Raw genomic sequence first — 14,688 nt, 5'->3', positions numbered from 1 at the left:
TTGTTTCCTTTTATTCTTCAGAAAAAAATTTCAGAAATCCGCTCCCTTTCAGCCACTGCTTGCCATGCCTCATCAAAGCAAGCATCTAGCGGGGTCTCGACTAGCCAGTTATTCAAAATTCTTCAATCCAAGTGGGTTTCATCCAAAACTCGTAACCCAGGTTTGTTTAAAATCATTGTGTGGGGTGAGACCATTTCAATTGATGGAACCGCCAGTTGCTCCATAGTTTTAAAAAAACATTCCAATCGACGTTCAAATTGTACTAGCACTAAAAAGACTAAAGGCAAACTCGACTTTCTTCGAGTTTGCCTTCAGTCTGAAATCCCCATTAAAGTCAGGGAGGATAATATTTCTATTTTTTTTGTTTGACAATAAAGGAAAGAAGGATAAATATCACTAACGTGACAAGACATACTGTGGTCCCAATGATGTTTTGCTTATTAAAGATAAATGCCAAAAAGATAATGCTTAATGCCGTGATGGCTAATATAGTTGTGTATGGGTACCATTTTACCCGGAAACCTGGTTTGCCAATGTATTGCTTACGCAGCTTCAATTGCGCTGAACAAATACTGATCCATAATAATAAAACTGTGAATCCAGGAATGGCCATAAGGTAGCTTAAAATCAGGTCGGGGTACAAATAGGATAAAAACACACCAGCCAATATGCATAATGTAGTTAAAAATATACCATTAAGCGGGATACCCTTTTTTGTTGTTTTTAAAAATGCCTTAGGCGCTTCCCCATTATGGGAAAGAGTGAACAGTGTCCTTGAAGTAGCGTATATACCTGAATTTGCAGCTGATAAGACAGCGGTTAAAAGAACGAAATTCATGATATCGGCGGCTCCGGGAAGACCCGATAAGCTGAAAACCTGAACGAAAGGACTTACCTCAGTGCTTACTTGGTTCCAAGGTATTACCCCGCAAATAATAAATATCGGCAAGACATAGAAAAGAATCACCCGCCATACTGTTCCTTTAATGATTTTTGGTATGACTCGCTGACTATCTTTTGTTTCCGTAACGGCTACACCAATTAATTCTGCGCCACCATATGAAAACATTACCACTAAAAGTGCACTTAACATTCCGTCAATTCCTTTTGGGAAAAAACCACCATGTTCCGTGTAATTAGAAAATGAAGCAGTACTAGGAAAAAGTCCTAGCATGATCAAAGCTCCTAAAATAATAAAGGCAATCAAGGTTATTATTTTAATTCCTGCGAACCAAAATTCGAGTTCTCCATAGTATTTTACTTGAAACAAATTAATTCCTATAATTACTGAAGCGCAAAGTATACTTAACAGCCATAATGGTACTGTAGGAAACCAATATTGTAGAAAGCTTCCGGCTGCGACTATCTCTACAATGATCACGATAATCCAGTTAAACCAATAGAGCCATCCGACTATGAAGGATAGTTGAAACCCAAAAGCTTTATTAATGAGATGCTGTACGTTCAAATTAGGAAAAGCGGTTGCCATCTCTCCTAATGCGGCCATTACAATAAATAACAATAGCCCCCCTATTAAATAGGCTATTACAACACTTGGACCTGCCATATTTAATGTATCGGAACTCCCCTTAAAAATCCCTGTTCCTATCATTCCGGCTAGAGCAATGAACTGGACATGCCTCGGCAATAGGCCCTTTTTTAAATCTTGATGAGTCTTCTCCATTTTATTCATGCCTTTCCTTTTAATAAAATAGTCTATAAGTAAAACTAGGAAGTTCTTCTTTTATTGAACGCTTTCACGTACTAAAGTACTATATCAATATATCATGAATTGGAAAAATGTCAATTTAGGCAGGTGAACTGGAATAGATTCCTAATCAGCAAAACAGGAATAGTTTTTATTATCTAAAAGTATTTGGATTTTATGAAATAAATCAAAGGAAAAATTAACAAATCGGCGTAAGGCACTATATTGAAATAAATACATATTGTAAAGAGAGAAAAATAATTCTGTTTAATCGCAGTATTTCTGACATTTTGTTGGTAGTGAATAAGATGATGTAATCAGTTCAAGTCCTTCCATAAATATGTCAGGTTGTGATGGCGGTTTTGGATTTGGGGTTATGGAACATACTGCTGAATAACAAAAAACCGACCATTCAAGGTCGGTTTTTCTTTTAATATAAGGTACGAAGCGGGAGAAGCTAACGAGACTATCCGTTTTCATTTAAAAAGGGGAGAAGGGGCGGCTGTAGGTGTTCGGTTTCTTGTATCGGGTCAATTTCGCTTAGAAATTCCAAATAACCGGAATATACCTGCGAGGCCATCCCTAAATAGTGCAATTCAGTGTGGATGATTCCCTTCCGTGGTGAATGGAGCATATACATTTTTTCATCCCTCCTTTCCAAAAGAATAGGCAAGCCTGTTATAGGCGGTAATCGAACCAATGAAATGTTATGTTTATATGAGATTTTCACTTTAAAAATTGGATGCGCCAGGTTCGAAGGCTTCTGAATCTCTTTCTTCTATCACCATGCGCAGTCCACTCTTAGGTCTGAGTGTAAGGGATGGAAGGGGGGTTACTTCATGATGATCATGTGCAAGCTTTATCCTATACCGCTTTGCAATGCAGGCCAGGACAAACACCGCTTCCATCATCGCAAAATGATTGCCGATACAAACCCGCGGCCCTCCGCCAAACGGAAAGTAAGCGAACGCAGGCAGGCTTTTCATGAAGTTATTTTCAAATCTTTCAGGAATAAATGATTCCGGTTGATCAAAATACTCTGGATCATGCTGCATCACATAAGAACTTATTAGAATCATATCGCCTTTTTTAAAGCGATATCCTCCTATTACGACATCCTCCGTCACATCACGGGATAGGATATACAGTGGCGGGTACAGGCGAAGTGTTTCATGAATGATATTTTGAGTGTATGGTAATTTCATGAAGTCTTCAGGCTTGGGTGTCCGGTGACCGATTATGCTATTCACTTCACTGAAAAGCTTGGCTTGAATTTCTGGATGCTTCGAAATTGCGTACAGTGCCCAGGAAAGAGCATTTGCTGTCGTTTCATGACCGGCAAGGAAAATAGTCATCAATTCATCACGGACCTGATGGCTTGTCATACCCAATCCGTCGTCGGCATCACGTGCGTCCATCAGGATCCCAAGCATGTCTTCATGTTTTACTGTGTCGTTCTTCCGTTTTTCAATAATGCCGTAAATCACTTTATCAAGTCTTTGTATCGCCTTTTTATATTCACGGTTGATTTTGGTAGGTACCCATAATGGCATACGGAAAATCTTTCTCATCCTTTTGACTGTAATTCTCAAAGCGGTTTCCAGCGGTTTTCCAACAATTTCATACCCATCCTTGAATTCCATGCTGAACATCGTCTTGCTGATTATCCCGAGAGTGATGTCCATCATATCCTTCGTTATGATCCGTTCTTCATCATGTTGCCAAGTTGATATATAATCCATTGTGGTATCAATCATATCCTTGGCGTATTGGCTAATATGATTCTTTTTGAAAGAGGGTTGGATAAGCCTTCTCTGTCGCATATGAAAGTCTTTTTCGCTTGTAAGCAGACCTTCACCGATAAGCGGTTTTAAAACATTGAAGTCCTTGGATTTGATGAAGGATTTTTGTTTTGTTACGAGTATTTGTTTTATTAAATCAGGATTTAAAACGTGATAAACATTTTGGAATGGGCCCAAACGGAATTTAGCGACTTCTCCATATTCCTTGGCCAATCGGGTCAGAAAACCAATGGGATCTGCTTGAAACTCCTTTGTATGTCCGGAAATCACCCTTCCTTTTGGAACCTTTGGAGAAGTGCGGAAGACATCATCAGCGTGGCTCAATGTGGTTTTTCCCCTTTCTTTAAAATAATTACATGTAATCATTCTATGAGGATCAGTTAAATTGGTTTGGACAAGTCTTTAAAGAAAGGGCGGATAATTCTATGGAAGTAATAAGGTTATATAAGAAGCCATAAAAAAACTCTGGCTGAATAGAGCCAGAGTTTTTCATGGAAGCTTTAGATTTGATGATGTGGGATTTACCTTCTTTCTTCATCGTCCCTATGTTGTAAGCAATCATTTTTTTCTTTAATGGGCCCGCCAAATTCTGCATTGATTTCCTTTACCACTTGATCTAAGAATTCATCTGATATTATTGGATTATTAGTTTTTTTATGCATGTACAATCCTTTCTGGATATCGTTGTTTGGATAAATAATGAAGTATACGTTATCAACATAACCTCACTTTTAATAAATTATTCTTTCTTTGTCCAACATTTTCACTTGCATTTACATTTCACGGAAGCATTTATAAAAGACTGTTATATCTAGTTTAGTGATGATGGTATGTGGAAATAGCCCAATCACCTCTAGGTAATTGGGCGTGGGTTATATACTTGATTAAGGGAACAGCTGCCTTAAATATGTTATTAGCTGATCACGAAGTTCAGGTCGTTTCATTGCGAAATCTATTGAAGCCTGAAGGAAGCCGAATTTATCGCCGACGTCATATCGATTTCCTTCGATGATATACGAATATAATGGTTCCTTTTCTAACAAAAGGTCTAAAGCTTCGGTAAGCTGGATCTCCCCCTTCCGGTCGGGCTGTACGGTTTCAAGGATTTCAAAAATCTCAGGTGATAAAATATATCGGCCAATAATCGCCTGTGTTGATGGTGCATCTTCCACTTTTGGCTTTTCCACTAAGTTTCTTACCAGAAATAAATCCTCATATCGTTCTTGGAAATTTACGATCCCATACTTGGAGACATCGGCAGGTGACACTTCCTTACATCCGATAATGCTCGCTTGAACCTTGTTATACCGTTCCATCAACTGCTTCAAAGCTGGAACCTGGCTATCCACGATATCATCCCCTAACAGGACGGCAAAAGGTTCGTTTCCGATAAAAGTTTTGGCACATAATACTGCATGCCCAAGACCTAAAGGTTCCTTTTGTCTTACATAGTGGATATCCACCATGTTGGAAATGTTCTCCACGATCTTAAGCAGCTCATTTTGACCTTTCATTTGCAGAAGCATTTCCAGTTCAATGGATTTATCGAAATGATCTTCAATGGCACGTTTGTTTTTACCCGTAACGATGATAATATCTGTAATCCCTGATTGAACCGCTTCCTCGATAATATATTGAATGGTCGGCTTATCGACAATCGGCAGCATTTCCTTTGGTTGAGCTTTCGTAGCAGGTAAAAATCGTGTTCCTAAACCGGCTGCTGGAATCACCGCTTTCTTTATCATAGCCCAGCCCCTTTTTAAGGTTCTTTTATATGCTTTTAGTTCTACCCTTCATTTTATGTAGCCATTGGTTGACCTATATCAAAATAGGTTAAAATAAATTCCTGAAAAAGAATAGATTTACCTTTGAAGCAAATATTATGGATATATGAATTTGGTCAAGAGGTGTAAATGTTGCCAATTGAAAAACAAGAGAGAACACAAATCCTTTTTGCCTTACTCGTCATTGTTTTATATCTTTCTCCTTTATTCATCCTTGGAGAAAATGCGCATATTCGCGTACATGATAATTTGGACTCCAACATTGCCTGGTATAAAGTCCTTTCAGAAAGCGGTGAGTTATTCGGTGCGATAGACGCCAAAATTCCCCAGATCATGAATGGTCTGCCCCGAAATGCCTTTGGCAGTGAGTTCAGTATTATCGTGTGGCTTTACGCACTTTTTCCGACAATGGTTGCATATGCAATAAGCCAGGCATTAACAAGATTTATTGCATTCTTTGGTATGTATATCTTATTAAAGAAACATTTGGTTACAGGAAGCCAATCAGGTTGGATCAGGGTTGGAACATCCTTGGCCTTTGCCCTTACCCCATTTTGGCCGTCGGGAATGCTCAGTACACTTGGGATGCCGCTTGCACTTTGGGCTTTTTTGAATATTCGCAGCAAGGATCATTCGTGGAAGAATTATTTGGTCCTTACACTTTTGCCGCTTTATTCAAGCATCGTGCTTGGTTTTTTCTTTTTCCTTGTTGCAATGGGCTTTCTTTGGTTAACGGATGTGATCAGGAGAAAAGGGTGGAATATAACGTTTCTTCTTTCGATCGTGTATATGACCTTCATTTTTGGTTTGGTGGAGTATCGTTTGGTGTCTTCATTCATTTTTGATTCGGAGCCAAATAGCAGAGATGAATATTTTCACGCAAGGCTGCCGCTTGATTGGGTCATCAAGCTCACTTTCAAAAATTTCGTTCTTGGACACACGCATGTCATGACTGTACATGCGCTTATCATCCTGCCGATTACAGTCTTTGCCCTTTATATCATTCTGACCAAAAAACTGTGGCGACAGGAAAAGGTATATGTATTTTTATTCGGCTTGAACTTTATACTCTCAGCATGGTACGCATTCTGGTTTTATAAAGGCTGGGTTCCTTTGACGGAAAGGTTTCACACCCTGGATACCTTTAATTTTGCCAGATTTCACTTTTTAAGGCCGATGGTGATTTATTTGGGCTTTGCCCTCGCGATAAAAATCATTTGGGAACACAGCGATTATGCTAAGAAAACCCTTTCCATTTTCATCGCCGTCCAAATTATGATCTTAATGGGCTTCAATGAAGAAATCACTTACAATAAAAAACCATCTTTTAAAGAGTTCTATTCAGAAAGCCTTTTCCAGGAAATAAAAGATCATATCGACCTTCCACAGGAAGAGTATCGTGTTGCTAGCATTGGGCTGCATCCTGCAATCGCACAATTTAATGGATTTTACACGCTCGATAGCTATAACAATTTCTATCCGCTTTCTTACAAACATCAATTTCGTCAAATAATTGAAAACGAATTGGCTAAGAATAAAAACATCAGAATCTACTTTGATGAATGGGGAGGACGTTGTTACCTATTTACCGATGAGCTTGGGAAGCATTATATGTTCAAGAAAGGCTCGAAGAAAGAGCTGGAAAATTTGGATCTTAATATGGATGCCTTTAAAGGATTAGGTGGCAAATATATATTTTCTGCCATCCCAATCAACAACGCGAAGGAGAACGGATTGGTGCTAGATAGGGTTTTCACAAAGAAAGGCAGCAAATGGAAAATTCATTTATACAGAGTCATGTGAAAAGGGGGGGAATAGAATGAATTCACCGATAGTAACGATTGTTGTACCTTGTTATAACGAAGAAAGCGTTTTGCAGGATACCATTTCCCAGCTTTGTGGATTGATGAGGGGATTAGTCGAAGAAAACGTTGTTTCTGGTCAAAGTAAAGTCCTGCTGGTTGATGATGGAAGCAAAGATCAAACTTGGAAAATCATTTATAAGGAAACGATCAATAATGAATTGGTTCGCGGGCTAAAGCTTTCCCGGAATGCAGGACATCAAAATGCACTCCTGGCAGGATTGTTTACAGCCAAGGAAGCCTCGGATTGTGTGATTTCCATTGATGCAGATTTACAGGATGATATTCAAGTCATCCCTGAATTCATTCGGAAATTCAAGGAAGGATGTGAAATCGTATATGGTGTCCGCCAGAAAAGGGACCTTGATTCATTTTTTAAACGGACATCTGCAACTGGTTTTTATAAATTGATGAACAAGATGGGGGTTAACCTTGTCTATAATCATGCCGATTTCAGGCTGATGAGCAGAAGGGCGATCGCGGAGTTGGAACGATTTGATGAAACGAATCTCTTTTTAAGGGGGATTGTCCCGCTCATTGGGTTTAAGACGGACTCTGTTTATTATGACCGAAAAGAAAGATTGGCTGGGGAAACGAAATATCCATTTAAGAAGATGGTTGCTTTTGCGCTTGATGGCATTACTTCCTTTTCAGTTACACCGATCCGGCTTGTATTATGGCTAGGATGTCTTTCCTTTTTCATTAGCTTACTCTTTGGGTCTTACTTTTTATGGTTAAAGTTTTATGGTCAGACCGAAACTGGTTGGACCTCATTAATCACCTCCATATGGTTGATCGGCGGACTGCAGTTGATTGCTGTCGGCTTGATTGGGGAATATATCGGAAAAATCTATAATGAATCCAAACGCCGGCCTAAATATATTGTTGATCTTGATTTATTTAATCCGCTCGATTTAAAAAAACGGGAGCAACTAGACAATGAACGGAACAGTATTGAGAAACTATCTAAAACACACTAACTCCTTTATCCGCTTTTTATTGGTTGGAATAGTCAATACAGCGGTTGGACTTTCCATCATGCTTTTTCTTATGAATGTTCTTGAATTATCATACTGGGTCTCCACCTTTTTCGGCAATGGAACGGGAGCTGTAACGAGTTTTCTTTTGAACAGGACTTTTACCTTTAAAAGTGATATAGAATGGCGGCGAGGAGTTGCCCGTTTCTTATGCGTCATCCTGATTTGTTATTCCGCCGCTTATTCTATAGGCCAAGCCATTGCGGAATCACTGGAAGGATCCGTCCATTTATCCATACAACAAAATTTGGCTGTTCTCATAGGAACAATCTTTTATACCGTGCTTAACTATATTGGCCAGAAATACTTTGTCTTTAAAAAAAGCAATTTGAGACCAATTCAAGAAGGAAGGAACTAATTAGGTGAATCAGTGGAATAGTGCCCCTATTGGACGGGAATAAAAGCGGAATTTGATATTTAATGCAAGTTTACCCTTTTAATGACGATCCGAGCTGGGGCAGATCTGGTTAATTCATCGCATTCTTCATGAAGGTGATTTTTTTCCTTTTCGGACCACCTTATGTTCATTGGCCCCTGGATTTTGACCTTTACTTACCTCCTTTCCTACCTTCGAATCATGTCATTGCATGACTTATGTTATATAAGCCAAGAACAAAACCTCACTTACAAAGAATTATTTATTTTTGAGCAAAATTTTCATTTACATTTCCATTTCACGGGAGTATGATAATCAACAGTTTCATATTTCTAAATCGCTTAAACCTTATGGTGCGGGGGACCCGTTATTGGGATTGTTTACAATCCAAGGGGTGAATCCTTTTTAAAAAGGTAGGGCTACTCTTAGGTCCGAATCCGACAGCTAACCTCGTAAGCGTTATATGAGAAGGAAGGTGGAGCTTGTTAGACAAAAAAATTGATGTCTACAGGTCTATTTAGCTATGACTTGTAGGCATTTTTGTGTTTCGTCTAGTTTTTTGCTACAGCTGGGTAACATAAACTTATAAATTAACTATGGTGGTGAAATCTTGATGTTATCTTCTATAAAGAGGTTCTTGATTGGGAGACCTTTAAAGTCAAATGCACTTGGTGAACAAAAGCTTAACAAAACAAAGGCTTTGGCGATATTATCTTCTGATGCTTTGTCTTCGGTTGCATATGGACCGGAGCAAATATTAATCGTCTTGATCACGGTCGGTGCTGCAGCATTTTGGTATTCCATCCCAATCGCGATCGGAGTATTGATCCTGTTAACTGCTTTGATTTTGTCCTACAGACAAATCATTTTCGCTTATCCGCATGGCGGGGGGGCATATGTAGTTTCAAAAAACAATTTAGGTGTCAATCCAGGGTTGATAGCCGGAGGATCCTTGTTGGTCGATTATATATTAACTGTAGCTGTAAGTGTTTCTGCAGGTACGGATGCAATCACGTCCGCTTTTCCCGGCCTGCATTCATATAATGTGGTCATAGCCATCATTTTTGTGATACTACTTACAATCCTGAACCTTCGGGGGGTTACGGAGTCGGCCTCTGTTTTGGCCTATCCGGTTTACCTATTCGTTTTAGCATTGTTCATCTTGATTGGTGTTGGAATTTACAAGATTTTGACGGGAGGAGTTTCACCGGAATTGCACGCATCAATCGGGACTCCGGTAGCGGGTATCAGTTTATTCATCCTGCTAAGAGCATTTGCATCAGGAAGCTCCGCATTGACAGGAGTCGAAGCGATTTCCAATGCAATCCCGAACTTTAAAGATCCAGCCCCGAATAATGCTGCGAAAACTTTAATAGCGATGGGTTCCTTGCTAGCTGTATTATTTTCGGGAATCGTATTCTTAGCCTATTATTTAAGCATTGTTCCGAGCGCAGAGGTAACGGTCGTCTCCCAGATTGCTGAAGAGATCTTTGGACGGAATTTCATGTATTTCTTCATTCAAGGTACGACTGCCTTGATCTTGATACTTGCGGCCAATACTGGCTATTCGGCTTTCCCTCTGCTTGCGGTAAATCTGGCGAAGGATAAATTCATACCAAGGGCGTTTACGATTAGAGGGGACCGATTAGGGTATTCCAATGGAATCATCATACTGGGACTTGCATCCATCATCTTGATAGTCGCATTTGAAGGACATACAGAAAATCTCATTCCGCTTTATGCGGTAGGGGTATTCATTCCATTTACGTTGTCCCAGACTGGCATGATTGTTAAATGGGTTCGCGAAAAGCCAAAAGGCTGGATGATGAAATTAACCATTAATTCAATTGGTGCCATAATTAGCTTTATCGTCACGATGATATTCTTTTTAACCAAATTTACTCAGGTTTGGCCTGTGTTGATTTTTTTACCTATCATCATTTTAATTTTTCATCGAATTAAAAAGCATTATGAAGCAGTTGGTGACCAACTAAGGATTACAACATGCGAGCCGATCTTACCAATTGAAGGGAATATCATTATCGTACCTGTGGCAGGTATAACTCATGTGGTTGAGAACTCTTTAAATTATGCAAAATCTCTATCTGCACATCAGGTCATTGCCGTTTATGTCGCTTTTGAAAGAGAAGACGAAAAGAAATTCGAAGAAAAGTGGGAAAAATGGCAGCCAGATGTCAGACTCGTTACACTGAATTCTTATTATAGAAGTATCATTCAGCCACTAACTAAATTTGTGGACACAGTTGAACATAAGGCTAGTGAATCCAATTATAAAGTAACGGTGATCATCCCCCAATTCATTCCGAAGAAGGGCTGGCACAATATACTTCATAACCAATCAAGTTTACTGATCCGCGCCTACTTACTTTATAAAAGGAATGTGGTTGTTACGACAGTGCCATATCATTTGAAGAAATAAGTTCCATATCTATAACTGGAAGCAAACCTGCATAAGGTTTGCTTTTTTTATAATCTTATAAAAAAAGACAGCAGTACAGCTGTCTTTTCTCCAACTAAACGCTCCCGATTTATTAGCATCGGAAGCTTTCTTTGTGTTGAACACTATTTTTGCAAAAACACTTCATAAAATTACCAAGGGTCAATTCAAATAAAGCGAACATATTAAAAAGAAGACAAAATGAAATTTATTAGCTTTGAACTTACATATGGGGGTTGAATATGGATATATTATTAGCTCTCTTGCCGGCACTATTCTGGGGAAGCATCGTTTTATTTAATGTGAAACTCGGGGGTGGGCCATATAGTCAAACATTGGGTACAACCATTGGCGCATTGATTTTTTCAATAGGTGTTTATATTTTTGCCGATATTAAGTTGTCATTTCTCGTGTTTGGAGTCGGGGTTGTCTCTGGATTGTTTTGGGCCGTTGGACAAGCTAATCAGCTTAAGAGCATTGATTTAATGGGAGTATCCAAAACAATGCCGATATCTACTGGAATGCAGCTCATTTCAACGACTTTATTCGGGGTCATTGTTTTTAACGAATGGTCTACAATGAAAGCAATCATTTTAGGCGTCTTGGCATTAGTCTTCATTATTATAGGAATTGTCTTGACCTCCTTGGAGGATAAAGAATCAAAAGAGGGCAAATCGGGAAACTTGAAGAAAGGAATTGTTATTCTCCTCATCTCGACATTCGGTTATTTGGTTTATGTGGTCGTGGCCCGTCTTTTCGATGTTGATGGATGGTCAGCATTGTTCCCTCAAGCGATAGGGATGGTAATAGGCGGTCTGTTATTGACTTTTAAACATAAACCGTTTAATAAATATACGATTCGCAATATCATTCCGGGATTGATATGGGCTGCAGGGAATATGTTTTTATTCATATCCCAGCCCCGTGTGGGAGTGGCCACTAGTTTTTCCCTTTCGCAAATGGGCATTGTCATCTCAACTCTCGGCGGGATCATCATTTTACGTGAAAAGAAAACGAAACGCCAACTAATTGGAATCATAATCGGAATTATCTTGATCATCATTGCTGGGATTATGCTCGGGATGGCAAAAAGTTAATTGGAGGGTGATTAAATGTATACAGATTTAGAAGGTAAGGTCGTTGTTATAACCGGTTCATCCACTGGTTTAGGGAAAGCGATGGCCATTCGCTTTGCCAAGGAAAAGGCAAAGGTCGTGGTTAATTATCGCACTAAATCAGAGGAAGCGGATAGTGTAATGGAGGAAATCAAAACAAATGGCGGGGAAGCAATTGCAGTAAAAGGCGATGTCACCGTTGAAGAAGATGTGATTAATCTTGTTCAATCAGCGATAAAGAATTTCGGGAAACTCGATATATTCATCAATAATGCAGGAATTGAAAATCCGGTTCCGTCTCACGAGATGCCGTTAAGCGACTGGAATAGGGTAATCAATACCAACTTAACGGGAAATTTCTTGGGCTGCCGTGAAGCTATCAAGTATTTTGTCGAGAACGACATTAAAGGGAATGTTATAAACATGTCCAGTGTACATGAGATGATTCCCTGGCCTTTATTCGTTCATTATGCTGCAAGCAAGGGCGGGGTGAAGCTGCTTACGGAGACACTGGCACTTGAATATGCACCAAAGGGAATCCGTGTGAACAGCATTGGTCCTGGAGCCATCGCCACGCCAATTAATGCCGACAAGCTTGAAGATCCCGAAAAGAAAAAGGATCTTGAAAGCATGATTCCGATGGGGTATATCGGAAAGCCTGAAGAAATTGCTGCGGTTGCTGCATGGCTGGCATCTTCAGAGTCCAGTTATGTAACGGGCATCACTCTATTCGCTGACGGAGGAATGACGAAATACCCTGCATTCCAGGCGGGAAGAGGATGAATTTTGTTTAATGATGCAAAAAGACTCCCAGCAGGCTCAAACCGGCTGGGAGTCTTTTTTAAATCATTAACGAGTATGATGATTATACCAGCTAATGAAATTATCCACGACCGTATCGATAAACTGGACAGTCGACTCATGTGTAAGCCTGCCTTCGTTATCGATTTTGTCATGCACTGCACCAACATATACTTCATTCCCTGGAAGGAGTGGGGAGGCGATGCCTATTGCGAATAAGATTTCACGCAAATGCAATTGAGCTTTAACCGTTCCTAATTGCCCCATTGAAGCACCCATGATCCATGATGGTTTGCCGATTAAGACTTTATCGACACGTGATAACCAATCGATTGCATTGCCCAATACACCTGGAATCGTACCGTTGTATTCAGGAGTTACCCACAAAACTGCATCTGCTTCGGCCACTTTGCTTTTAAATTCTTTTACAACTGATGGAGGGTCATTTTCAATATCTTGATCATAAAAAGGTAATTCCCGAATGTTCAATATTTCGAGATCGAACCGATCTTGATATCTAGATTGAATATATTTGGCAAGCTTAAGGTTGTAAGACTCTTTACGGATACTTCCCACTATTGCAACAACTTTCATCTTCAATACCTCCAATGATTTTTATAATGGATAATCATGTAAATGTATTCCACTTACCTATTATAATTGGAATGTAAATGAAAGGGAAAAAGGATGCTTGGGAAAAAGTTGAGTTAGAGCTTAATAAACAAATTCCTCTCGAACATTCATTCACTTAGGGTTACCCTGCAAAGTTAGACTCGAAAATTAAATAGATTTGTTTGTGCCAATCCAATCCCCATTACTAGAACTCACCAAACAATATTGCATTTGTTTTTAATTTAATATTATGACCATTCCTATAGGGATTAAGGAAAAATCCTTTCAGAGAAAATGAAATAAGACGCTTGAAAAGTAAATAATGAAATATCATGAAGACCGTAAGTGAAATGTTTTTTTTTTGCTTGAAAACTATTTCACTAAAATGACAGGAGAGGATGAAGTTGATCTTTCGTACCATTGATACGGACAAAGATAAAGATATTATCGTTAAATTCAGGAAAGATTCCTTTGTTGTAAGTTTTGGATCTGAGGCAGGTTTTGGAGATGAAAATACATATCTGCAACGAATGGAAGAAAGGGTCCGCAAATTCCCGGGGGGACAGGTGATCATTGAAAAGGACCAAGTACCGATTGGGCAAATGGAACTTCGAATTCGGGCGTATGAAGGAACTGAGATCGGCTATGTAGATCTATTTTATCTTATTCCCGGATACCGCAGTAAAGGCCTTGGCAAGGAATTGGTTCGCTATGCAGAAAACTTTTTCGGGCGATTTAATGTATCCGAATATCATTTAAGGGTTTCTCCGGATAATCAAGAGGGCGATTCACTTATATAAGAATTCAGGCATGATGAAGATAAGGGAAGAAAATGAAATATACCCAGTATGGAGAATGAGCAAATCATTATAGAATATAAAATTTAACTATATTAATATAATTAAAAGGCGTCAATCACTATACTGTGAAAATATTTTAACCGATGAAAAATAGGGTTGACTTTAGAGAAATTAGAATATATAGTGAAGGACATAATTAAATATAACGTTAATTCTTATCAAGAGATGTGGAGGGACTTGGCCCTATGATACCTCGGCAGCGGGTTTTTACTTTTGTAAAAATACTGTGCTAATTCCAACGGACGAAAGTTTGAAAGATAAGAAGGAGCTTTT

The 14,688-nt window shown here is 39.1% G+C and carries 11 protein-coding genes and 2 riboswitches; of the genes, 7 read left to right on the top strand and 4 right to left on the bottom strand.

The window, feature by feature from the left end; all coding sequences use genetic code 11:
* Positions 1-352: 352 nt before the first annotated feature.
* The 3 genes from ACYP5M_RS12795 to galU form a co-directional block, all read right to left on the bottom strand.
* Positions 353-1,684: an amino acid permease gene (locus ACYP5M_RS12795; protein WP_101223522.1), complete on the bottom strand. Its 1,332-nt coding sequence runs from the start codon at positions 1,682-1,684 to the stop codon at positions 353-355.
* A 755-nt stretch (positions 1,685-2,439) separates the two neighbouring features.
* Positions 2,440-3,834 (bottom strand): cytochrome P450, encoded by a 1,395-nt coding sequence (locus ACYP5M_RS12790; protein WP_459735130.1) that lies wholly within the window; start codon positions 3,832-3,834, stop codon positions 2,440-2,442.
* Positions 3,835-4,394: 560 nt separating this feature from the next.
* Positions 4,395-5,255: a UTP--glucose-1-phosphate uridylyltransferase GalU gene (gene galU / locus ACYP5M_RS12785; protein WP_101223339.1), complete on the bottom strand. Its 861-nt coding sequence runs from the start codon at positions 5,253-5,255 to the stop codon at positions 4,395-4,397.
* 168 nt (positions 5,256-5,423) lie between these two features.
* On the opposite strand from galU, the gene ACYP5M_RS12780 reads away from it, so the two are divergent.
* From ACYP5M_RS12780 to ACYP5M_RS12755, 6 genes are all read left to right on the top strand, one after another.
* Positions 5,424-7,097: a DUF6044 family protein gene (locus ACYP5M_RS12780; protein ID WP_434167818.1), complete on the top strand. Its 1,674-nt coding sequence runs from the start codon at positions 5,424-5,426 to the stop codon at positions 7,095-7,097.
* Between the two features lie 16 nt (positions 7,098-7,113).
* Positions 7,114-8,136 (top strand): glycosyltransferase family 2 protein, encoded by a 1,023-nt coding sequence (locus ACYP5M_RS12775; RefSeq protein ID WP_434167817.1) that lies wholly within the window; start codon positions 7,114-7,116, stop codon positions 8,134-8,136.
* The gene (locus tag ACYP5M_RS12770) at positions 8,096-8,551 is read left to right on the top strand and encodes a GtrA family protein (RefSeq protein ID WP_402939775.1); all 456 of its coding nucleotides are present in this window, start codon (positions 8,096-8,098) and stop codon (positions 8,549-8,551) included. Before ACYP5M_RS12775 ends, ACYP5M_RS12770 begins: the two co-directional genes overlap by 41 nt.
* 346 nt (positions 8,552-8,897) lie before the next feature.
* Positions 8,898-9,044, top strand: a riboswitch (cyclic di-AMP (ydaO/yuaA leader).
* A 138-nt stretch (positions 9,045-9,182) separates the two neighbouring features.
* Positions 9,183-11,009 carry an APC family permease gene (locus ACYP5M_RS12765; RefSeq protein WP_350302948.1) on the top strand — a complete coding sequence of 609 codons (1,827 nt, stop codon included), beginning with the start codon at positions 9,183-9,185 and terminating at the stop codon, positions 11,007-11,009.
* 260 nt (positions 11,010-11,269) lie between these two features.
* The gene (locus ACYP5M_RS12760; RefSeq protein WP_101223334.1) at positions 11,270-12,124 is read left to right on the top strand and encodes a RhaT/GlcU family sugar-proton symporter; all 855 of its coding nucleotides are present in this window, start codon (positions 11,270-11,272) and stop codon (positions 12,122-12,124) included.
* 15 nt (positions 12,125-12,139) lie between these two features.
* Positions 12,140-12,925: an SDR family oxidoreductase gene (locus ACYP5M_RS12755; RefSeq protein WP_101223333.1), complete on the top strand. Its 786-nt coding sequence runs from the start codon at positions 12,140-12,142 to the stop codon at positions 12,923-12,925.
* A gap of 66 nt (positions 12,926-12,991) precedes the next feature.
* On the opposite strand, the gene ACYP5M_RS12750 is transcribed toward ACYP5M_RS12755, so the two are convergent.
* On the bottom strand, positions 12,992-13,537 hold the full coding sequence (locus ACYP5M_RS12750) for an NADPH-dependent FMN reductase (protein ID WP_459735129.1): 546 nt from the start codon (positions 13,535-13,537) through the stop codon (positions 12,992-12,994).
* A gap of 422 nt (positions 13,538-13,959) precedes the next feature.
* Between ACYP5M_RS12750 and ACYP5M_RS12745 the strand changes: the two genes are divergently transcribed.
* Entirely contained in the window at positions 13,960-14,355 is a 396-nt protein-coding gene (locus ACYP5M_RS12745; RefSeq protein ID WP_459735128.1) for a GNAT family N-acetyltransferase, read from the top strand.
* Between the two features lie 212 nt (positions 14,356-14,567).
* A riboswitch (SAM riboswitch) is annotated at positions 14,568-14,679 on the top strand.
* Positions 14,680-14,688: the final 9 nt, after the last annotated feature.

The organism is Peribacillus sp. N1 (genome assembly GCF_054600815.1).
The sequence above is the reverse complement of the archived record's forward strand: the minus strand, read 5'-3'. Positions and strand labels throughout refer to the sequence as shown.